22 protein-coding genes, 1 tRNA gene, 1 pseudogene and 1 riboswitch are annotated in these 22,487 nt (G+C 36.8%); of the genes and pseudogenes, 19 read left to right on the top strand and 5 right to left on the bottom strand.

The genetic code is table 11. The features are described from left to right. Positions 1-66: 66 nt before the first annotated feature. Complete coding sequence (locus OS139_RS01855; protein ID WP_002289260.1) at positions 67-609, bottom strand: DUF2179 domain-containing protein; 543 nt, start codon at positions 607-609, stop codon at positions 67-69. 134 nt (positions 610-743) lie between these two features. Here OS139_RS01855 and OS139_RS01850 point away from each other — a divergent pair, with 134 nt between their 5' ends. The 4 genes from OS139_RS01850 (at position 744) to OS139_RS01835 (ending at position 3,847) form a co-directional block, all read left to right on the top strand. Next, positions 744-1,133: a hypothetical protein gene (locus OS139_RS01850; RefSeq protein ID WP_002297001.1), complete on the top strand. Its 390-nt coding sequence runs from the start codon at positions 744-746 to the stop codon at positions 1,131-1,133. A gap of 3 nt (positions 1,134-1,136) precedes the next feature. Further along, the gene (locus OS139_RS01845) at positions 1,137-1,901 is read left to right on the top strand and encodes an alpha/beta fold hydrolase (protein ID WP_002289259.1); all 765 of its coding nucleotides are present in this window, start codon (positions 1,137-1,139) and stop codon (positions 1,899-1,901) included. A gap of 128 nt (positions 1,902-2,029) precedes the next feature. Further along, positions 2,030-2,977 carry a LacI family DNA-binding transcriptional regulator gene (locus OS139_RS01840; protein WP_002289258.1) on the top strand — a complete coding sequence of 316 codons (948 nt, stop codon included), beginning with the start codon at positions 2,030-2,032 and terminating at the stop codon, positions 2,975-2,977. Positions 2,978-3,106: 129 nt separating this feature from the next. Further along, positions 3,107-3,847 (top strand): hypothetical protein, encoded by a 741-nt coding sequence (locus OS139_RS01835; protein ID WP_002289257.1) that lies wholly within the window; start codon positions 3,107-3,109, stop codon positions 3,845-3,847. Between the two features lie 297 nt (positions 3,848-4,144). On the opposite strand, the gene OS139_RS01830 is transcribed toward OS139_RS01835, so the two are convergent. Continuing rightward, positions 4,145-4,813, bottom strand: coding sequence for a YitT family protein (locus OS139_RS01830; RefSeq protein WP_002297002.1), 669 nt, complete (start codon positions 4,811-4,813; stop codon positions 4,145-4,147). 133 nt (positions 4,814-4,946) lie between these two features. Between OS139_RS01830 and OS139_RS01825 the strand changes: the two genes are divergently transcribed. From OS139_RS01825 to OS139_RS01790, 8 genes are all read left to right on the top strand, one after another. Then, complete coding sequence (locus tag OS139_RS01825) at positions 4,947-5,234, top strand: hypothetical protein (RefSeq protein WP_002289767.1); 288 nt, start codon at positions 4,947-4,949, stop codon at positions 5,232-5,234. A 415-nt stretch (positions 5,235-5,649) separates the two neighbouring features. After that, positions 5,650-7,188: an ABC transporter permease/substrate-binding protein gene (locus OS139_RS01820; protein WP_002306907.1), complete on the top strand. Its 1,539-nt coding sequence runs from the start codon at positions 5,650-5,652 to the stop codon at positions 7,186-7,188. Then, entirely contained in the window at positions 7,185-8,150 is a 966-nt protein-coding gene (locus OS139_RS01815; protein WP_002289763.1) for an ABC transporter ATP-binding protein, read from the top strand. Before OS139_RS01820 ends, OS139_RS01815 begins: the two co-directional genes overlap by 4 nt. Beyond that, a complete protein-coding gene (locus OS139_RS01810; protein WP_002301479.1) occupies positions 8,137-9,459 on the top strand; it encodes a dihydrolipoyl dehydrogenase family protein in 1,323 nt (440 codons plus the stop codon). Before OS139_RS01815 ends, OS139_RS01810 begins: the two co-directional genes overlap by 14 nt. 62 nt (positions 9,460-9,521) lie before the next feature. After that, positions 9,522-9,626, top strand: a riboswitch (TPP riboswitch). Positions 9,627-9,699: 73 nt separating this feature from the next. Next, entirely contained in the window at positions 9,700-10,443 is a 744-nt protein-coding gene (locus tag OS139_RS01805; RefSeq protein WP_002306905.1) for an ABC transporter permease, read from the top strand. 14 nt (positions 10,444-10,457) lie between these two features. Next, a complete protein-coding gene (locus OS139_RS01800; protein WP_002297008.1) occupies positions 10,458-11,450 on the top strand; it encodes an ABC transporter substrate-binding protein in 993 nt (330 codons plus the stop codon). 11 nt (positions 11,451-11,461) lie between these two features. Next, positions 11,462-12,199 carry an ABC transporter ATP-binding protein gene (locus OS139_RS01795; RefSeq protein ID WP_002297010.1) on the top strand — a complete coding sequence of 246 codons (738 nt, stop codon included), beginning with the start codon at positions 11,462-11,464 and terminating at the stop codon, positions 12,197-12,199. Next, the gene (locus OS139_RS01790) at positions 12,189-12,911 is read left to right on the top strand and encodes a TatD family hydrolase (protein ID WP_002306902.1); all 723 of its coding nucleotides are present in this window, start codon (positions 12,189-12,191) and stop codon (positions 12,909-12,911) included. The genes OS139_RS01795 and OS139_RS01790 overlap by 11 nt, the downstream gene beginning before the upstream one ends. Before the next feature lie 83 nt (positions 12,912-12,994). On the opposite strand, the gene OS139_RS01785 is transcribed toward OS139_RS01790, so the two are convergent. Next, on the bottom strand, positions 12,995-13,615 hold the full coding sequence (locus tag OS139_RS01785; protein ID WP_002331845.1) for a LysM peptidoglycan-binding domain-containing protein: 621 nt from the start codon (positions 13,613-13,615) through the stop codon (positions 12,995-12,997). 394 nt (positions 13,616-14,009) lie between these two features. Here OS139_RS01785 and OS139_RS01780 point away from each other — a divergent pair. Together OS139_RS01780 and OS139_RS01775 are read left to right on the top strand one after the other, a co-directional pair. Then, positions 14,010-14,701 (top strand): annotated as a pseudogene (locus OS139_RS01780) (DNA-directed RNA polymerase subunit omega). Positions 14,702-14,907: 206 nt separating this feature from the next. Next, positions 14,908-15,198 carry a hypothetical protein gene (locus tag OS139_RS01775; protein ID WP_002295437.1) on the top strand — a complete coding sequence of 97 codons (291 nt, stop codon included), beginning with the start codon at positions 14,908-14,910 and terminating at the stop codon, positions 15,196-15,198. 271 nt (positions 15,199-15,469) lie between these two features. Here the strand turns inward: OS139_RS01775 and fosX are convergent, their stop codons facing one another. Next, a complete protein-coding gene (fosX, locus tag OS139_RS01770) occupies positions 15,470-15,874 on the bottom strand; it encodes a FosX/FosE/FosI family fosfomycin resistance hydrolase (RefSeq protein ID WP_002306897.1) in 405 nt (134 codons plus the stop codon). A gap of 989 nt (positions 15,875-16,863) precedes the next feature. On the opposite strand from fosX, the gene OS139_RS01765 reads away from it, so the two are divergent. Further along, the gene (locus tag OS139_RS01765) at positions 16,864-18,234 is read left to right on the top strand and encodes a DUF6056 family protein (RefSeq protein WP_002295438.1); all 1,371 of its coding nucleotides are present in this window, start codon (positions 16,864-16,866) and stop codon (positions 18,232-18,234) included. A 239-nt stretch (positions 18,235-18,473) separates the two neighbouring features. Here the strand turns inward: OS139_RS01765 and OS139_RS01760 are convergent. Continuing rightward, positions 18,474-18,557: transfer RNA gene (locus tag OS139_RS01760), tRNA-Leu, on the bottom strand. Positions 18,558-18,673: 116 nt separating this feature from the next. On the opposite strand from OS139_RS01760, the gene OS139_RS01755 reads away from it, so the two are divergent. The 4 genes from OS139_RS01755 (at position 18,674) to nagA (ending at position 22,463) form a co-directional block, all read left to right on the top strand. Next, entirely contained in the window at positions 18,674-18,853 is a 180-nt protein-coding gene (locus OS139_RS01755; protein ID WP_002306896.1) for a hypothetical protein, read from the top strand. Between the two features lie 148 nt (positions 18,854-19,001). After that, positions 19,002-20,219 (top strand): pyridoxal phosphate-dependent aminotransferase, encoded by a 1,218-nt coding sequence (locus OS139_RS01750; RefSeq protein ID WP_002303757.1) that lies wholly within the window; start codon positions 19,002-19,004, stop codon positions 20,217-20,219. A 183-nt stretch (positions 20,220-20,402) separates the two neighbouring features. Next, positions 20,403-21,239, top strand: a complete 837-nt coding sequence (locus tag OS139_RS01745; protein WP_002292704.1) for a helix-turn-helix domain-containing protein — start codon at positions 20,403-20,405, stop codon at positions 21,237-21,239. A gap of 75 nt (positions 21,240-21,314) precedes the next feature. Next, a complete protein-coding gene (nagA, locus tag OS139_RS01740) occupies positions 21,315-22,463 on the top strand; it encodes an N-acetylglucosamine-6-phosphate deacetylase (RefSeq protein WP_002289803.1) in 1,149 nt (382 codons plus the stop codon). Positions 22,464-22,487: the final 24 nt, after the last annotated feature.

The following is a 22,487-nucleotide window of genomic DNA, read 5'->3' as shown; positions in this document are numbered from 1 at the left end:
AATAAATAAAAACTGTCTAACATTTAAAATTTAATTTAGATATTAGACAGTTTTTAAGTTTGTGAGTTATTTTCCTTGTCGTTTTCTCACTTTTTTAGTCCAGAAACCACCTGAAATATATTTTGGCTCATAAGAAATGATAAAAGCACGCTCTTCGATTTCTTTGATCAGGCGATACAGTTCACGTTCGCTTTTTCTAGGAGAAAGTATTTCGAGAACTAGCCGCTCACCTTCCAGCCCCATTGCAGAAGTCTGTGTCACACCATAACCGTGTTCTCTCAGTATACCCGGCAAACTTTTATCTTCTGCGCTATTTGCTGGCAAAATCGTTGTGACCATGATGTATCCTAATGCTAATTTGTCTTCAATCAAAATTCCGACACTGATACCTACTGCGTAACCTAACGCATAGACAAATAAATTCAGTGGATTATCTAAACGATCTAAAACAAGGGATAAGCCGACGATATAAATCGTGATCTCGACCATACTGACAAGTGGAGCAATCAGTCGATAGCCTTTCATTGTCAACATGAAACGTAACGTGTTCAGAGTGATATAAGCAAAATTAATGAGGAAGATCATCCCCAACATTTTTGGATCAATCATTTGTAAAACTCCTTTCATTTATATAACAACAATATCAAAAAAAATCGTAAGTGAAGAAAAATTGAAACTTTATACATACAAAAAAATGATAAAATGATTATAATAGAATTATAAAGATAGGTTAGGTGATTAAAATGAAAACGGTCAATCGTGTGTTTTGTGCCAGCCATGTGCTAAGTCTCCTTCTCAGTATATACTTAGGTGTCTATTCGATTCAACAGCCAATTGAGGTAGAGAACATTGTTTTTCAGATGTCGCTGACAGATGGTTTAATTTTAAGCGTTTTTTTCTTTTTGATACTGTTTATTGGTAATATTTTCGGTAGCGTTGCCAGTTTTTTGAATTTTTCTATTTATCCACTCCTTTCGCTAGCATTAGGAGTGGTGGGACTTTGTTCTCTGTGCTTATTTCCCGAGCCATTCAGTCCTGCATTTATATTATTTGGTACACTGAACCTGTTCCAGACAACTGTTGGAGCATGGTTGCTATGGCGATCAGGAAATTTAATGAAAATAGGTGAGTAACAATTGAATCCAATTATATTGAAACGTTCTGTCCATCATATTCCAGTGTTAGAAGTTGTTCTGAAAGAATTAAGAGAGGAACGTATTCCCGTTGTCATCTATTATCACGGATGGCAGACAAGTAAGGAGTTAGTTTTGACGCAAGGAAGAAAAATTGCGCAGCAGGGCATTCGTGTGATCCTGCCAGATGCGATGAATCATGGGGAGCGCAAACAGCCGGTTTCTTCTATTCCATCCTATACATTTTGGGATAGTATCTACGGAAATCTGTTTGAATTTGACACACTTATCAAGCATTTAGAAAAAAGAGGTCTTCTACATGATCAGCTTGCAGTTGGCGGGGTTTCGATGGGGGGAATGACAACATGCGCCTTGTTGGCTAAACATCCTCATATAGTAGCGGGCGTGTGTTTGATGGGTTCCCCTGCACCTTTGGAATATGGAAAAGAAATCGTAAGGCGCGCATCGGAATATAATTATGTCGTACCAAAAGACTATTTTGATTTGATTTCATGGGTTAAGAGCTATGATTTGTCATTGCAGCCGGAAAAGTTAGCTGGACGTCCTCTGTTCTTTTGGCATGGACAAGCTGACGAAAAAATCCCTTATATACAAACGGAACGATTTGTAGAAAAAAATCGGCATAAGTCTTACGGAAAAGAAATTGTTTTTCGTTCCTCAAAAACACAGCGACATATGGTACAAATACCACTAATGGAAGAAGCTTCCACTTTTTTAGCAAAAAATTTGATAAAAAAGTATAAATAATTGAAACGGAAAATCACTCATGACGATAGAGGATTTTCCGTTTTTTATTTTGGTCTATAATAAACTCTGTTAGGAAAATTTGGTATAATTGATAGTAAGAATGACAACATGTTAGAAAGGAAGAGAGCATGCCCACTTTAGCAGATGTTGCAAAACGTGCCAATGTTTCAAAAATGACGGTCTCTCGAGTCATCAATCATCCGGAACAGGTGACTGACGAATTGAAAGAGTTAGTTTTCTCAGCAATGGCTGAACTGGATTACCGTCCAAATATTGCTGCAAAAGCACTTGTCACGAATCGGTCGCAGATCATCAAATTATTTATACTGGAAGAAATCGACACAACTGAGCCCTATTACATGAATTTGCTGATGGGAATCGCTAAACGGATCGGTAAAGCGCATTATTCTCTCCAATTAGTTACAAATGATGCCTTCGACGTCGGTTCTTGTGATGGGTACATCATCACAGGTGTCAGAAAAAAAGACTTCGATTGGATCGACCGTTTGGAAAAACCAGTTGTCTTGTTTGGGGAAAATTCTGAAGGATATGATTATGTAGACAGCGATAATGAATATGGTACAGCAAAAGCAACGCAATATGCCTTAGAAAGAGATTATCAAACGATTATTTATATCGGTATCGAAGTGGACGAGCCTTTTGAAATTTCAAGGGAAACTGGTTATTTATCTGTGATGAAGGAAGTTGATCTTCCTAGTAAAATCTTGCGGTTTCCAAATCATTCGACAGAAGTAGAAAGATATATGACAGAAAACTGGGCAGATTTTACAGATAAAACTTGTTTTGTATGTAGTTCAGATCGGCTAGCACTAGGAGCAGTAAGAGGGATTATAAATGCTGGAGGACACTTGCCCGAAGAATTTGGTGTGATTGGATTTGATGGGGTATTTTTAGACCAAATCAGTTCACCTAAATTGACAACGATCAAGCAAGATATTATACGTATGGGTGAAGTATGTGGAGAAATGTTGTTAAAAAAAATAGAAGAAAAAGGGGCGAGTCAAGGTTATCGTCGTTTTTTTCCTGAACTAGTTATCAGAGAGACAACGAATTAAGTCTTATTACTATATATATATTTATGAAATTCATCGCTATTTTCTTAAAATAATCAGCGCATTGCTACTGAAAACAATGAATCTGTGCTATTATTGAGAAAAGTTCCATTTTTGAGAAGGATGGTTTGAATGAAAGAAATCAGACGAAAACATTTCCGTTTTCCTGCGTACGATGATGAGTTAGGCGTAAAATTAACCAACGACAAGAAGCGAGTATTATTTGACGGACAAGAAGATCTTTTGACTGAACAGAATCAGTCCCCGTTTGAGCAGATGAAAGAATTTCATTTCACGAACACGAACACCGAGAAAATCCGTCGCAAGCGTCGTGCAACAAATGGATTGAAGTCAGCTCCGCGTAAGGAAAATTTGGAAAAGCATAAAGGAAAATTACCGGATTATACCGGCCATTACCAATCAGAAATCACATCGACAGGACGAAAAAAACTTTTTGGTGATTCCTCTCGTTCTGTCAGACAAAGTGAAACAAGGACAGAGTCCAAGCATACTACACGAAACGCATCTGTTGACACGAAGGTGCGGGAGCGTTCTTATTTTGTTCCTAAATATGTACCCGCATCGATTATCCCAGACCCTAGAGAAAGCAAAATTTCTGAGGATCATTTAATCGAATCGATGAAAAAAACGGATGACTCTTATCTGTTGTTCGATACAGAACCGACGCCGTATCAAGAAAAAAGAAATGGTGAGCCGTCTGTACGAACATTCAATCGAACAAAAACGTTAGAGGAAACAAAGCAGTCAGAAGAAAAAAAATCGAAAAAAAGCCATGGTATCTTAGAACGCTCATTACAAGGATTGATCGATGATCAAGGAAACTCTTTGGGAGAAAATAGCTATTTTAAATAAGTGATATACAAATTTATATTCGGCTACAGTTGGAAAGGAAACGCTGCGGCGTTTCCTTATTTTATACTCTATCCGAAAGTTTATATCGTATCCTCAGATTTTTTTGAGTTTAAGCGAATTTTTTCTCCCAATAAGTAAGAAAATAATGGCAAAATAAAAAAACAAACTATTTTCGCAGATCGTTTGCAAAAATAGTTTATTTTTTATTTTTTTATAAAGAAGATTTTACTGAATAATATCATTTTGGTTTACATAATGATATTTCTGTAAATTAAATAAAGTGGTGAAAAATAAGAATTAGTGCTCTAACTGTTCAAGAGGATCAAGTGGTTCAAATGTTTCTGTAGTCTGTTTTGCTTCCAATTGGGGCAAAACAGATCCAATTTCCAGATACTTCACTTTATTCAATGTATAAGATAGAATAGAACAGCTAAGTAATGTATACAGAAAATGTGTGAGATCCAAATAAAGCAAGGAGACAACTAAAATACCAAAAGTAATCAAGAAAAGACTTTTGCCAATCTTAATATGAAAATATTTTTCAATGGCTTGATAAATGATATCTGTTCCGCCTGTGCTTCCGCCGAATCGAAAGACGAGACCGCAACCAATGCCAGAAAGAATACCTGTCATCAAACTATTGATCAGTAGACTATCTACAGCAAAATGTATATGAAGGCTCTCCCATAAATGTAAAAAGAAAACTAGCGCAAATGTTCCAACGATCGTCCGGAGAAAAGCGTGTTTTCCAAAAAGAAACAATGAGATAAGCAATAAAGGTAAATTAAAAAGCAGTGAAGTGACAGAAGGAGCGAATCCAAAAAGATTATGCAAGAGCAAAGCAATACCAGTAACCCCACCATCTGCCAGCTTAGATGGAATATTGATTCCTGTCACAGCTAATCCGTAGATTCCTGCGCCTAAAATGATTCCGCACAATTCTGTAAATAAATTTAATTTTTTCATTTCTAGCCTCTTTTCTTTTGAAAATTTTCAGCAACTTCTTTATTATACTGACTTATACTCTTACTTCAAGAGGAAAATGAAAAAAAATTATTTTTGGCTGTTTCTTTTTATTTATCAAATAAGGAGTGGAAAAATGCGAGCAGCAGACTTATTGACAATTCTTACAAAATCACCCAAAAAAACAGAGTATCAAGGAGTTTTTTTGGCTCAAGAACAAAAACTGGTGCCTGTGACAATGGTCCAGATAAATAAAGCAAATCAATTTATCTTTTTATTTGAACACGGCAAAGCACCACTTGCTATGAAAGACATCTTTCTTTTTTTGATGAAGAACCGTGAGAAAGCTGTTTATTATCAGTCAAAAGAAGAACTCATTCCGCTTTATGGAGTGAAAGAGATAGAAAATAAAGTGGTGATATAAGTAAAAATAAGAAAACAAGACGTTTATGATGTCAAAACAACCGTTTTTTACATTTTTGGCAAAAAAGTGTCATGATACAGTATAATATTCGTTGAACAGGCCAATAAAGGTGTTCTCCCCCACGAGATTTCTACTTTATTGGCTGTTTCTTTTTATTAAAATAAAAGTTGTGTGTGTAAAAAAGATATAGCTGATTCCAAGTGACAATTTCGTATAGATTTTTATGGTATTCGTAGTGAAAAAACGAGAACCAAAAAGTTGATCCGACTTTGTTGTTTGGATTCTTTTTTTGTCCGCATATTTAGAGGTATTTTTTCCTTTTTTTTGTTCGTGCTGTAAGGTTAAGGCAAGACAAGTTAGTTGGGAAAAAGGAAAGAAATGTTTATACTTAAAGAATAACAGAAAGGAAGGTCGCATGAATAATTTTATACAAACATTAAGTGAAAGAAAAGGCGAGTTGCTGGAAGCTGCATTTCAACATCTGTCCATTTCTCTCATTTCTTTGCTGATTGCAGCACTGATTGCTATTCCTTTAGCGATTTGGGCAGCCAATCATAAAAAAATGGCAGAAGTCTTATTGCAGATCACGGGTGTGCTCCAAACGATTCCTTCACTTGCCTTATTAGGTTTACTTATCCCATTTGTAGGGATCGGAACTGTTCCAGCATTGATTGCACTTGTTATTTACGCTTTGCTTCCGATTTTCCAAAACACGTATATTGGTCTAGCTGAAATTGACCCGTCTATTGAAGAAGCAGCGGTAGCATTTGGTATGTCCAGAATGAGACGCTTGCTGAAAGTAGAGCTTCCCATCGCATTACCTGTCATTATCTCAGGTATCCGAACTGCCTTAGTTTTAATCATCGGTACGGCTACTTTGGCAGCATTGATCGGAGCAGGTGGATTAGGGACATTTATTTTGTTAGGTATTGACCGAAATACACCTGTTTTGACATTGATTGGTGCGATCAGTTCTGCTTTGCTTGCCATTATATTCAGCGGACTGATTCGCTGGTTGCAGCATAAGAAACCTCGATATTCCATCATTACTTTAGCAGCAGTGGTGTGTTTATTTGGCGGCGTTTCTTTATATCAGTCTGCCTTGTTTAAAAATGAAACCATCACGATTGCTGGAAAATTAGGAGCGGAACCTGAAATCCTGATCCAAATGTATAAAGAATTGATTGAAGACAACACAAAAACAGAAGTTGAATTAAAACCGAATTTTGGCAAGACGAGTTTTTTGTTCAATGCACTGGATCAAGGTCAAATCGATATCTATCCTGAATTCACAGGGACTGTCCTAGAAAGCTTGGTGAAGGTACCTGAAGCAATGAAAAGTGCTGATTTGACAAAAGAAAAAACATATGACGAAGCAGAAGAATTATTGAATAAGCAATTCGATATGACATTATTAAAACCAATGGCTTACCAAAATACGTATGCCTTGGCAGTCAAGAGATCTTTTGCGAACGAACATCAACTTAAAAAGATTTCCGATTTGGCAGCTATCTCTGATCAGATCAAAGCGGGATTCACACTGGAATTTATTGATCGTTCAGATGGATATAAAGGAATCCAAGAAGCATATGGCTTGAATTTTTCAAGTGTACAAAGCATGGAGCCAAGTTTGCGTTACCAAGCAATCAATACTGGAGATGTCAATATTGTGGATGCCTATTCCACAGATAGCCAGCTCAAGGAGTACGATCTAGTGACTCTAGAAGATGATCGAGGGTTATTCCCAGCTTATCAAGGCGCACCGCTGATGAAAAAAGATTTTGCTAAAGAACATCCTGAAATCGTTAAAGCACTGAATAAATTAAGCGGAAAAATAACAGAGGATCAAATGATTGATATGAATTACCAAGTCAATGTCGAAAAGAAAAAGCCGACAGAAGTAGCACGAATCTTCCTGAAAAATGAAGGATTAGTAAAGGAGGAAGATCAGTGACTAAATTAATCGAGTTCAAACATGTGCAAAAAAAGTATGATGGAAAGTATGTCATCGATGACCTAAATCTGGCAATCAAAAAAGGAGAAATCTTTGTTTTGGTTGGTCCTTCCGGTAGTGGAAAAACAACTACTTTGAAAATGATCAATGGATTATCTAAACCATCAGCAGGAGACATCTACTTCAAAGGAAAATCGTTAAATGAATATAATCTGCAGAAAATGCGGTGGAATATGGGATATGTGCTGCAGCAAATCGCTTTGTTCCCGACCATGACAGTCAAGCAAAATATTGAAGTCATCCCTGAAATGTTAGGTTGGGAAAAGCAGAAAAGAGCAGACCGTGTAGATGAACTTCTTCAAAAAGTTGGCTTATCTCCTGATATTTATCGAGATCGTATGCCTAGAGAGTTGTCTGGAGGAGAACAGCAACGGATCGGGATCATCCGAGCTATTGCTGCAAGCCCAGATGTGATTTTGATGGACGAGCCATTTAGCGCATTAGATCCGATTTCAAGAAACTCATTACAAGAATTGGTTTTGTCCTTACACGAAGAATTGGGCACGACCATTGTTTTCGTTACGCACAATATGGAAGAAGCAATCAAGCTAGGTGATCGTATTGCATTTATGAAGGATGGAGAAATTATCCAATGTGACACACCAGAGCAGTTATTGATGAATCCTAAAAACGACTACGTTCGGCATTTCTTTGATGAACCGAAACAGACGAAAGAGTGGCGAGTAGAAGATTTAGTCGTCAATGGATATTTCTTAAATGAAATACCAGAAAATGCTCGTCAACAAGTTTGCTTTGATACGCCTATGAAAGAAGTATATTCGCTTCTTTCGGTGTATCCAAGCATTGTGATAGTAGAAAAGCAAAGAAGTATTGGGTCGCTGACAAGTAAAGAAATCTTTGCTTTTTTAAGTCGAGAGGAGGAAGGAAATGAAAACATATGATGCAATCGTCATCGGTTCAGGTGTGAGTGGCTTAAGTGCTGCTTATGGATTGAAAGAAGCAGGTAAAACAGTACTAGTGGTCGAAGAAGATCTATGGGGCGGGACTTGTCCTAACCGTGGATGTGATCCTAAAAAAGTCTTGTTAAGTGCAGTAGAGGCACGTAATCGGGTAAAACAATTGAGTGGAAAAGGTTTTAACGAGATCCCAACTGCCAACTGGGAAGAACTTCAAAAATTCAAACGAACATTTACGGATCCAGTCCCAGAAAGCCGAAAAAAACAATTAGCAGAAGCTGAAATCGATCATCTTTCAGGAACCGCTCGTTTTTTGGATGATTCATCTATTGAAGTCAACGAAGAAGTCTTCCATGCGGATTACTTTGTTTTGGCAACCGGGCAAAGACCTACGATCTTACCAGTGGAGGGAAAGGAATACTTGAAAACTAGTGCAGACTTTTTATCATTGCCTGTACTGCCTAAAGAAATCATTTTTATCGGTGGTGGTTATATTGCTTTTGAGCTAGCTACGATTGCCAATGCTGCAGGGAGCAAAGTAACCATTGTCCATCATAATCAACGGCCATTAAAAGAATTTGAGGCGTCTTTGGTAGAGGAAGCCGTCCATCAAATGGAAGCATCTGGCATTCAGTTTGCTTTTGGTGTTGAAACCCAAAAGATCATTTCAGAAGGTACTCGCTATCGTTTAGTCGGAAAAGAGACGGAATTAGTAGCAGATATGATTTTTTGTGCGACTGGGAGACAGCCGAATACAGAATCTTTAGCACTTGAACAAGCGAATGTCGTCTTTGATAAACACGGAATTGCAGTCAATGATTATCTGCAAACGAGCAATCCAAAAATTTTTGCGTGTGGAGATATTGTTTCAAGGAAAACCCCCAAATTGACACCAGTCGCCACTTTTGAAGGAAATTATGTAGCTAAGCGGATAACGGATGCAACAAGCGAACCTATCAAATATCCGATTATACCTACGATCGTCTACGCCAGTCCTAAACTTGCTGAAGTAGGAGTTACAAAAAGTCACGCCTCTTCGTCAGATCAAGTGGTAGAGATGGATCTTACCAGTTGGTTCACCTATCATCGTGTCAATGAACCAGTTGCTAAGGCTGAATTGACCTTTGACCAGCAAAATTATTTGATTGGTGCTGCAGTGATTAGCGAGCAAGCAGACGAATTGATCGATGATTTGACACTAGTCATCAATCAAAAATTGACTAAAAAAGAGTTGGATAGCTATATCATGGGGTATCCGACATTGGCAAGTGATCTCTCCTATTTATTGAAATAATCAGCATGATAACTAAAGCGCTTGTTGCTTTTTCCTTCTTGTGCTACACTTTAAAAAATGAATACCTGTTTCTGGGGATGTCGTAGACGACATGAGAGTAAGTTGTGAACTTAGACCCATTGAACCTGTCAGTTAATACTGGTGAAGGGAGAAACATAGCAGACGCTTGAAGCGGGTTACTATGTCGTGCCCATTTCAAGCGTTTTTTGTTATTCATATTAGAAGAAAGGAGGTAACAAAATGAAGAAAAATCTTTATCCAGCAGTCAGTATGGCATTCATTTTAATTATTTGGCAGATTGTTGTCATAGTTTGGAAAATACCTGCCTTTATTTTACCCGAACCTGCTGCTGTATTTTCTGCATTAGCGTCAGATGCACAAGTATTACTTTCCCATTCTGTCACGACATTAAATGAAGCAGTGCTTGGTTTGGTAATAGCTAGCGTTCTTTCTTTTATTACTGCCTTGGCAATGGATTATTGGAAGTTTTTAGAAATGTCTTTTTATCCGTTACTAGTGATTTCACAAATGTTGCCAATCATGGTGTTAGGGCCATTACTTACCCTATGGTTTGGTTTCGGTATGCTTCCAAAAGTGATCCTTGTTGTCTTGATAAGCTATTTTCCGATCGTAGTTTCTTTTTCGGATACATTGAGGAAAGTATCAAAAGAGCAAATCATCTTTTTGAAAACGATGGGGGCAGATACAGGGAAGATTTATCGAATATATAAAATACCAGCGGGTTTATCCGGCTTCTTTTCCGGTTTAAAAGTAGCTGCTACTTATTGTGTCAGCGGAGCAGTCGTTGGAGAATGGCTAAGCGCTCAAGCAGGCTTAGGGTATTACATGATACGCGTAAAAAACAGCTACCAGATCGATAAAGTTTTTGCTGCGATCATTTGTGTCATTCTATTGAGTTTATTGCTGAATGGCGCTTGTTCATTATTGAAAAAAGGGTATTATCGTATGCTTTATATTTTTTAAGAGAAGGGGATCAAATGAAAAAATTATGGCTTTTATTACCGCTACTGTTGCTTTTATCCGCTTGTGGCACTGCAAAAGAAACAAGTAGCAAACAAGAAATAAAGGATTTGAAAAAAGTGACACTTGTTTTGGATTATGTACCGAATACTAATCATACTGGCATCTACCTAGCAAAAGAAAAAGGCTATTATAAAGAGGCTGGTTTAAATGTCCAAATCATCGAACCAGGAGATAATTCGACAAGTATTGGTCTAGTAGGTGCGGACAAAGCACAATTTGGTGTAAGTTATCAAGAAGATGTCACTTATGCTCACGCAGATGGACAGAATATACCAGTCAAAGCAATTGCTACAGTGATCAAACATAATACTTCTGGATTCGCCACCCTATCAGACAGTAACATCCATTCACCAAAAGATTTTGAAGGAAAAACATATGCAGGTTGGCAAAGTCCAAGTGAAGAAGCTGTCTTAAAAGCTGTGATGGAAAAAGACGGCGGGGACTTTTCAAAACTGACAATGGTAGGAAGCAATGGAGAAGGGCCAGAAAGCTTAGGAAAATCCTCAGATATCCAATGGTACTTTGAAGGTTGGGATATGATCAAAGCAAAAGAAGCGGGTATTGAACTAAACTATATCCCATTGAAAGAATTAGATGAACGGTTAGATTACTATACTCCGGTAATTATTACGAATGATCAACTGATCAAAAGTGATCCAGAATTGGTACAGTCTTTTATGGATGCCACGAAAAAAGGCTATCAGGAAGCTATTAAGGATCCAAATGACAGTGCTAAACTGTTGCAAAAATATGCAAAAGAAAATGATCGGACGTTTTTAGAAGAATCACAAGCATTCTTGTCAAAAAATTATACGGATGATCCTGAGAATTGGGGATTGATGGAAGAAAAAGTTTGGCGCAATTATACAGCTTTTATGCAGGAAAACGGATTGATCAAGCAAGATGTACCTTCGCAAGAACTATTCACTAATCAGTTTATAAAATAGGAGTGATAGATATGTCAATCCAAATCAGCCACTTGAATGTAGTCATTGAAAACCTGAAAATATTAGAAGACATCCATTTCACTATCCCTAAAGATACCTTTACATCGATTGTCGCGCCAAGCGGAGCCGGTAAGTCAACATTGCTGAAAACTTTAACAGGAGTCCAGCCTATGACTTCTGGAACGATCAAAGTAGACGATCAAAAAGTAACTGGTCTCCATACAGCATTTAGTTATATGCCGCAAGAAGATATGTTACTTCCTTGGCTAAGCGTCTATCAAAACGTTACGTTATATCAAAAAATCAATCATCTAACAATCAATGAAGAACAAGTAAGGGATTATCTGGATATCTTTGGGTTAAACGGCTATGAACATTTTTTGCCGGAACAATTATCTGGCGGGATGAAGCAGCGAACGGCCTTGTTACGAACAATCATGAATCCTTCTTCTTACTTGCTTCTTGATGAACCATTTGGAGCGTTAGATGCTATGACCAGAGGGCAGATGCAAGACTGGATGTTGAAGCTGCCTAAAAAAGCAAAGCGGACTACTTTACTTGTGACGCATGATATCGAAGAAGCAATTTATTTATCAGACAGGATTCTTGTGCTTTCCGCCCGTCCGGCACATGTGATTGCTGAGATTCAAGTGCCTGAAAAACGACGGTCACGTGAATGGCTACTGCAGCAATCAGAGTTAAAGCAAACGATTTATCAGTTATTGGCAGGTGAATTAGATGTTAAGTGATGCTCATTGTCATTTAGATGGGAGCCAGAGTTTAGCACTCCTTCAGCAGGAACACACGATTTTGACGATCATCAATTGTGATTCGCCAGAAGAATGGAAGGAAAACAGACAGCTTGCAGCAAGTAAGACTCAAGCCTTAAGTTACGGTATCCATCCTTGGAAAGCAGATAGCTATACGTTTGAACAAGTTGAGCCTTTTTTGAAAAAAGCAATGATCATCGGTGAAATAGGGTTAGATAATATTTGGACGAATGTACCGATGACTACACAAAAAAAAGTATTTGAGCGACAGCTTGCTTTTGCAGCCATAAATGAGAAACCTGTTGTACTGCACACAAAAGGATGCGAAAAAGAGATCTTAAATTATATCCAAGCTTACCCTAATCACTATTTGATCCATTGGTATTCTTCTTTGGACTATCAACAAGACTATATTGATTTAGGCTGTTATTTCAGCATTGGTCTTGATTTGAAAAAGAATCCAGCAGTCTGGCAACTAGCTAAAGCAGTCCCAATCGACCACTTACTTATTGAAACGGATGGACTACATGCAGCAGAGTGGGCTTTAGGGGGGATTTTTTCAGAAAAAGATTATGTCTCACTGCTTGAAGAACAATTAAAGACAATCGCTGAGATCAAAGAGCTATCAGTTGAAGAAGTTAAAAAAAATACTTATCAAAACTTGGAACGTTTCATTAGATTAGGTAAATAAAAAAGAGGTGTGACACAACTAGTGTCGCACCTCTTTTTGGCTTTCTTTATATAAAAGTAAACCGTTCGATTAATAAATGAATCTTAGTACCAACCGTTTGCTTCCCAGAATGCTTTCGCCGCTTCCCAAGAACCATAACGTGAAGTAACATATTGTTCTGCTACTCTTTCTTGGTTCGCAGCAGAGTAGTCACCATTTAAGTAAGAAGAATCTAGTTGGTAACGGCCGATGTAACGTCCGTTCGTTGCTGTGTAAGAACCGCTTGATTCTTTTTGTGCGATCCATTCTTTTGCAGAGCTTGTGCTTGCTGGAGTAGCAGTAGTTTCTGTTACAGCAGGAGCAGCTTGTGTTTCAGCAACAGGCGCTGCTTGTGTTTCCGTTTGAACCGTTTCTTGTACAACAGGTTGTTCAGCTTGAACAGGTTCAGCTTGGACTGGTGCTTCTTGAACGGTTGCTTGTGCAGAGCCTTCTGTTGGGATTGTTAATTGTTGTCCTGAGTAAATCAGGTTAATATCAGAAATTGAATTTGATTCTGCAATGGCATTGATCAAGGAGTTATCACCAACGTATTTTTGAGAAATCGTTGATAGAGTATCACCTGATTGAACGGTATAAGCTTCGTCCGCATGAGCAGTCGTTCCCATGAAGAATGCAGCGCCGGCAGCCAAAGTTGTTCCAAAAAGTAAAGTTTTAAGTGATGTCATGAAAAATCTCCTTTATTCGTTAAAAAGTTTTATTTGTTGTGTTCAACGAGGAATACTTTAACACGTGAAAATATTTCATAGGTAAAAGAAGCATGACAATTTATGACAAATCCACGTTTTTTGTAATAAATACAGTAATCTATGAAATGAAAAGGGTTACGTTTAATAAAACTTGCTTTTTTGTTTTTGTTCACCATAAATATTTATTTAAGAAAGTATTAACCTGCATTTTTCTCTATAAAAAAGATTTTTTAAATAGATAAAAAAGGAGGATTAAATGAGTATTTGATAGTATTTATATTAAAATTACATATGTAATTTAAAAACGCTTGACATTGTGTTTGAGATCACTTACTTTTAGTATGTAAAAGTATTGGATTAAGGAGCTATGCAAATGAAAAAGAAATTTATTACTGGTGGGATTGTCGTTGCATTTCTATGTCTAATTGGCTACACAGGCACGCGGTACGCAAATGAAATTATTTTGTGGGGTGGAGAGACAGATATTGATACAATCAATGAGAATCTGACACAGCTTGATCATACATTGACGGATAAAGAGCAAGCGATTACAGATCTTACCGCTCGACTAGCACAAAAAGAACAGACATTGCAAGATTCAAAGGCAGATGTCCAAGAATACCAAACAAAAGTAAATGAATTAGAAAACCAAAAAATCAATCGGCAGCAGAAAAACAAAACTTAGAAAGTCAATTAGTCAGCAAGGATGCACAACTACAAAGCAAACAAAATGAAATCAATGTCAAACTAGATGAGATCAACCAAAAAAATGATGAAATCAATCATCTGAATGCAGATTGGACAGCAAGACTACAAGAAGCACAAGCAAAACTTTCAGAATTACAAAATACTGTAAATGGTTTGAACCAACAAATCGCAACACTTACACAAGAAAAAACAAATGTAGAAACTCAGTTAACAGATACACAAAAGAAATTAGACGAAGCAACTGCTGAAAACTCAAGCTTGAAACAATATATTCAAAAGTTAGAAAAAGCAAAAGATGAAGTGGAAGATACAGCTGATAAATCTCAGCAAATTGTTGAAGAACATTTGCATAAATAATCTTTCTTAACAAGTAAACCTAAATTAGTAAAGAAGCAACAGTAATCTATACTGCTGCCTCTTTTTTTAGTACATGTCCTTCATCTTCGCAGGAAGTGCCAATATGATTTTAAGAAAGGTAATAGACAAAAAGTCAACAAGATAAAACAGAGTTTCTTCTTTACAAAGGGAATGTATGTTCGTATAATGGTATTGAGGTGAAGGTTATGGAGAAAAAATATGGAACAGTAGATAAGATCCGTACTTTGCAAGTCAGTGCCAGACCGTTGATCCGTTTCAGTTTAAATGGGGTCAATTGTTTGATTGCTTCCCATAGTTTGAACTTCCTAGCTGAAGTAGACGAAGGGATGAAGTTAGTCGTTACAGGTTATTATAATAATAGAAAGCAATTTGTTGTGAGATCCTATCATGTGTTAGGGAAACCCAAAATTGTGGTAGAATATGAGAAAAGTCTATACCCAAGAAAAAAGGTCCGACAAGATGAAAGAATAAACTAGAAAACAAGCGGCTGAGACAAAAATGTCCTAGCCGCTTGTTTTGGAAAGATGGATGCAGACGATGGGATTTGAACCCACACGAGCATACGCTCACAAGAACCTCAATCTATATATAACTACATGTATTTAAGTATTTGTGATGAATCACTAAACTTTCCAAACTCATTTGAGGGATATTGCTTAAAGATTGAACAGATCAATTCGAAGCCCTATTAGTATTCGCTCAATGGGGGGATCAGAGGCCATAAAAAGAGACTAGTCATTACTAGTCTCAGGTAGCGGAATTGTAGGATTTTAAACGTTCCTGGAGAGTACCGGTATGTAACTCGAAGAGGTGATTATCATAGTCGTAAAAGTAAATTGAAGAAGCCTCGCCTTTCACACGAGAACGTCCTGGTTCGACAGTTAAACCTAACATTTGGATTTTTGAGACAAACGAATCTATATCTTGTTCGTCAATTTTAAAAGCAATATGATTGTATGTCTTTGGCAGTTTATTCGACGAATTCTGCATTACTGCAATCCATAGGTCCTTAACTAAGAAAAATTTTTCTGGATATAATGAAAATTTTTTTTGTTGACTATCGTAGATTTCTTTTGCATCAAATAAGGTATTTAACAATACAGAAGTTTTATTTAAGTCTTTAACAATTAACGTAATATGAGAAATTTCCATACCAAACCTCCTCTTTTTATCGATTCTAACATAGGGTCAATTTGATAGAAAGCTTTTAATTTTATTGTTTTAAAAGTTATTTCAAAAGAAAAATATGGAAGCAGAATGAGTGTTCAAGACAGTATTTCATCTATATGATCTAAGAGATAAATCGCTTAAAAAGTGTATTTCAAGAAGTGAAAAGAAGCCATTCCTTAATTCATAAGTGAGAAAATATAGCATTATATCTATCCACAGAAGGCGTAAATCTTGAAATTAAACGATTAAAAAAGCAAAATAACCGACTGCAAAAAATAGAGCGTTGTGGCGAAAGGAGTGTACGTAAACTACCTGTATATAAGTTGCAGTTATATATTAGATCACTCGTTGAATGGTTTTTTATGTCGTATAAATGGCTTAATAACGTGTCTACTGACAGGGCATTATGGCTGTAATCTTACTTTGTAGTTCCTGTAGCAATCACTGCTCAAATGCAAGACTACTTTATTCACAGTTTAAAAAATACTATGATAATCCCGCATTGAAACCTGATAGCAGTACTGAAGATCAGAGCCTTGATGATAAAGTATCAGCAAGCACGCCAACGTATCAAGGGAACGTTTATGGCAAACTAGATATTTCAAAAAAGTAATAGACAAAACAGTTCGTGTGGCTGGCTGGTTCTCGACAAACCACAAGGTGTAGTTGGAACTTATGTTTACGTACTTGTGATAGAACACGGAACACCTAAAGAATTAACGTGTATTTAATCTCAAGCGACTGCTCGGCAAGACATCAAAAAGGCATACGGAATCAATGTGGCGATGCAATCAGTCAAACGATGAAGGTGTAGTGAAGGATGTGCAATTTCTGATATTCATTTTACGATATATTCAGCCCACACATGAGGGGATACATATAAGTATTTAAAAGATAACTTTTAAGTTATCTTTAAGTAATGCTTAAAGCTATGTTATACTCTATTAGGAAATATAAGAAGGAGTATAAAAATGAACAAACATAATAGAAAAATAACGAATAACAAAGAACTGATCTTGTTACTAATAGGGATTTGGGGTATCTTTTTGCTCTTTAATATGTATATGCCGACTATGAGAGCGGATGACGTAGTTTATGCAAGTAGATTAGATGAACTTGGCTATTTGGGTGCTTCGATAGAACATTATAAGACATGGAGTTCAAGAATTATTATAGAACTATTCTTAATGTTCTTTTCTAAACACTTTATGCTATGGAAATTATTAAATTCTACGATTATGTTAGGAATTGTAGTGTTACTTTGCAAGTATGTTTTTGAGAAAATAAATGTTAAAAATTTATTATTGGTTTGCTCTATATACTGTTTAATACCATTGACAGTAATGGGGGAAACCGGTTGGAGAGCAACCACCTTGAACTATCAGTGGCCAGTAGCATTTAGTTTACTAACTTTTTATCCGTTTTTTCAACTCTTAAGAGGAGAAGAAATAAATAGAAAAATATATTGGGTAAGTATTCCTTTATTGATATTTTTAACTAATCAAGAACAAGTCAACGCCTGTTTTTTTGTTCTAACAAGTATAGTTAGTTTATATTTGATTGTCAATGGACGATATAATTATAAGTTATCAGTATTTTCAATAATAAGCTTAGCAGAATTAATTTTCTCTTTGACAACTCCAGGGAATGCATTACGTGCTGCACATGAAATTAATAAATGGTTTCCTGAATATAAAAATTTCAACTTTCTTAATAAGTTAGATTTAGGTATTTCATCATTTGGAAAGCCGTTTTTTTTAGACATGAATATCTTATTTTTATTGCTATTTTTCTTAATTTTCCTTCTAACATATAGGAAATGTCAAAACTATTATGTGCGTATATTGACTGCATTACCGTTTTTCTTAAACCTGATTATTTATTTTGGTAATACAATGGGTCAAAGCTTTACTTACGTCAATGGTAATAAAAGGGCAATGATTTGGAGTAGTAGTAACCTGAATAATCTCTTTACAGAGTTAGGAACGAAACTGTCACTTTTTTATCCAGGTACTTGGATAGCTACTTTAGTAGTCTTGGCATTATTACTATGTTTAATTGTTGGAATTTATTTAAGTTTTGACAATAAGAAAACTTCTATTTTTTTAGTTATTTTGATGATAATGGGGTTTTGTTCAAGGTTAATTATGGGATTTTCTCCCACAGTATGGGCTTCCGGAATGCGGACGTACTATATACTTTATGTTGTTATCGCCATCTTAGTACTAATGGCAGTTAAAGAGCTAATGAAAAGCATGAGTGTACAAAAAAATGAATTTATGCAATTTGGATTAACCGTGCTTGGTATTTGTACCTTTATAATAACGGTGATAAACAGATAATATACAAAAAATCCCTCGCTTTAGTATTAGGTGAGGGATTTTACTCGTTTTTCGATTAATTGTTTTAACACTTGCAAGTTTCTACGAGTAGCTTGTTTACGACCTTCATATACTCACCTCAGGCTGTTTACATGATTGTACGTTCTTTTTGTAAAGGATACAGTGATATGTATATAATGGCATAAAGAAACGTTCAAACAAAAAAACTCGTGAAGCAAAATTAACTTCACGAGTTGTAGTGCAGATGATGGGACTCGAACCCACACGAGCTAACGCTCACATGACCCTCAATCATGCTTGTCTGCCAATTCCAACACATCTGCTCGATATAAAACCACAGATTTACTAATAGAAAGTGGCGTGTCTGCCATTCCATCACGTCTGCGTAATAATAACACAATAATGATAGCGAGGTTTTACATAGTTGTCAAGCTCAAAAATGGGAGGACTTATTAAGATGGAGAAATATGACGGAGAATTTTCAGGACTGGGAATGATCTTAGGTGTATTGATTGGACTTGCATTCGGACGTTTTTTGCTTGGTTTTATGCTAGGAATCATTTGTGGAATTGCAATGGATTGGGCAGCGAATCTATGGAATGACTATCATGAAAATTAAGTTCTCAACGCTTGTTTGTGTTTTTTTAATACTTACGTTTTTCCTAAATAAGTGGCAAAATTTTCTAGGATGGAGTATGATATTGAAATAGTAAATAACAAAAAATTTGGAAAGTTCTAACTTTTTGAAATGAGGGATTGGCTAAGTGATGAGAGAATTTGAAAAATCCAACAAATTAGAAGGTGTCAGTTACGATGTTCGCGGTCCCGTTCTAGAAGAAGCGGAGCGGATGCAAGAAGAGGGCATTAGTATTTTAAAATTGAACACGGGAAATCCCGCACCTTTTGGATTTGAAGCACCAAACGAAGTCATTCGTGATTTGATCATGAATGCCCGTGACTCAGAAGGCTACTCAGATTCCAAGGGGATCTTTTCTGCTAGAAAAGCAATTGAGCAATATTGCCAACTGAAACATTTTCCGAATGTGACGATCAATGATATCTACACCGGCAACGGAGTGAGCGAATTGATCACGATGTGTATGCAGGGGTTGCTGGACAATGGAGATGAAGTACTGGTTCCAATGCCGGACTATCCGTTGTGGACGGCTTCTATTGCATTAGCTGGAGGCACACCTGTTCATTATATTTGCGATGAAGAGGCAGAATGGTATCCTGATATTGATGATATCAAATCAAAAATAACGAGTCGGACAAAAGCTATTGTTATCATTAATCCTAATAATCCTACTGGGGCACTTTATCCAAAAGAATTATTAGAAGAAATCGTTGAAGTTGCTCGACAAAACAACCTGATTATTTATTCCGACGAAATCTATGATCGCTTAGTGATGGATGGTCTAGAACATATTCCGATTGCTACATTAGCGCCTGATTTGTTCGTTGTTACGCTGAATGGTCTATCCAAATCTCATCGTGTAGCAGGATTTCGAGTAGGTTGGATGGTCCTAAGTGGAGATAAGTCACACGTCAAAGGCTATATAGAAGGGCTGAATATGTTGTCCTCCATGCGTTTGTGTTCCAATGTATTGTCTCAGCAAATTATCCAAACCGCGCTAGGCGGTTATCAAAGTGTCGATGAGCTGCTCCTGCCAGGCGGAAGGATCTATGAACAAAGAGAATATATCTATAATGCAATCAATGATATTCCTGGTCTTTCAGCCGTAAAACCAAAAGCTGCTTTTTATATATTCCCAAAAATTGATACAAAGCGATTCAATATTTTGGATGATGAAAAATTCGTTTTGGACTTTTTACATGAACATCATATTCTACTTGTACATGGTGGTGGATTTAATTGGAACCAGCCAGATCATTTTCGAATCGTTTATCTTCCTAAAATGGATGATTTGAAACAAACAGCTAAGAAAATGAGAGAATTCCTAGCAACCTATCGCCAAAAATGATTTTAAAAACCAAATTTTTCAGTAGGAGGGCCACAGACAAACACACTGAGGCTCTCTTTCTAGTGGAGTTTTCTTAAATAACTAAAGTATATTATTTAGTTGCAAGTCTTTTCTTGAAGTTTGCGACTTCCTAAAGTAAAATACGAATAGAATGCGAATACGCATATTTTGGGGAGGATACTTATGGAAACGTTAATCGAGTCCTTTGGAACGATCATTAAAGAGATTCGAAAAGAACAAAAAATGACGCAAAAAATGCTTTCGCAAGATATTTGTTCACAAAGTGTATTAAGTCGGATCGAAAATAATGAGGAACTGCCGAATGTATTGGTGATGATGCAGATTTGTCAACGGCTAGGGGTAACGATTGATCATGTGATGAATCTCTCTCGAAAAACTACTCGGACAAACGATAAATTGTTTGAACTGTTGGATAGTTGTTTCCAAAAACGTGATTATCGGAAGTTAGAACAAGTACTAAAATCTTCTGATATTTCTGAAAATCTGTATCAAGCAACTGACTTTCAACGCTATTATTATTATCTCGGTGTTTGCGAATTCACGTTGCGCCAAAATATCTCTCAGTCCCTTTATTATTTGAAAGAAGCATTGAGTTACTCTAGCCAAAAAGAAAGAATCCATGTTTCTGACACAGAAATACAACTGATCAGTTGCATTGGAAAAATATATGGTGTTGCAGGAAAAACGGCTGAAGCACGCTATTATTTGAGTCGAAGCATTCAACTGTTGCACCAATCAGCTGACGAACGATCAAAAAGTGAATTTTCGCAAATTTTTTATAATTATGGAAATTTCTTATTCCATCAAAATGAAATCGACGAAGCGTTAGAACAGGTGAATCAAGGAATCTATTGGGCTCAAGAGAAGAATAGCTACTATTACCTCAATGATTTATTTGTGCTTAAAAGCTTAATATACAAGCGTAAAGAAGAACCAGAAAGAGCAGCATTCTATGAAGGCTTAGCACAAGCTGTGAAACAAATTTCAAAAAATTTGTAAATGGTGTAGACCATTCTTGACTTCTTCTCTAAATAAGAGTACTTTAGAGGTAGAAAAACAAAGGGAGAGAATAGAATGAGAACTTTTATCTATGCTGACAAATTCTTTTTAGCGTCAGGTGTCAAACATGCAGGCTATCTTGAAATTACCGATGGACTTTTTGGTGAATACACCAAAGAACTACCTGAGGGAGAAGTCAACATCATTGACCAAAGCGGCAAATGGATTGCTCCTGGTTTGGTAGATACACATATTCACGGCTATATGAATCATGATGTAATGGATAATGATGCAGAAGGCATCAAAGTGATGTCTGAAGGTCTGTTATCTTGTGGAGTGACTTCATTTTTACCAACAACATTGACGTCAAGCAAAGAACGTTTAAAAGATGTAGCTGAGACAATCGGCAAAATGTATCAGGAAGCACCAGGAGCTAAAATCAAAGGAATCTATTTTGAAGGTCCTTTCTTCACAGAAGAACACAAAGGGGCACAAAACCCAAGTTATTTCGGGGATCCTGATTTGGATACTTTCCATGAATGGCAAGAAGCTTCAGGCGGTTTAATCAAAAAAATTGCTTTAGCACCGGAACGTCAAGGTGTAGAAGAGTTTGTCAAACAAGTGACTGAAGAAGGAGTAGTTGTTTCTCTAGGTCACAGTAACGCTACGCTAGAAGAAGCGCAAAAAGCTGTTGAAGCAGGCGCCAGTGTATTTGTCCATGCTTTCAATGGTATGCGTGGATTGAATCATCGCGAACCAGGTATGGTGGGTGCGTTATTATCTTTAGAACATGTCTTTTCTGAATTGATTTGTGATGGCCATCATGTACATCCAAATGCTGCGGGAATCCTAATGGAAAAAGCAGGACATGATCATGTCGCATTAATTACAGACTGTATGATGGCCGGTGGGATGCCTGATGGAAATTACAATTTAGGCGAATTTCCAGTAGTAGTAAAAGAAGGAACAGCACGTCTAGAATCTGGCAACTTAGCTGGAAGTATATTGAAATTGAAAGAAGCAATTAAAAATGTTGTAGACTGGGGATTAGCAACACCAGAACAAGCAGTCATGATGGCTAGTCTGATTCCAGCAATCAGCTGTAAAATCGATGATACATGTGGAAAAATCGCTCAAGGACGCGATGCAGACTTTATCGTATTGAACCCTGATATGACATTGGAAGCAACTTATCTAGATGGCGTGGAACGTTTCCACGCATAATATAATTTAAGTTAACCTTAAAAC

This window comes from Enterococcus sp. E4-223 (genome assembly GCF_035727065.1).
Taxonomy (GTDB): domain Bacteria; phylum Bacillota; class Bacilli; order Lactobacillales; family Enterococcaceae; genus Enterococcus_B; species Enterococcus_B faecium.
The sequence above is the reverse complement of the archived record's forward strand: the minus strand, read 5'-3'. Positions and strand labels throughout refer to the sequence as shown.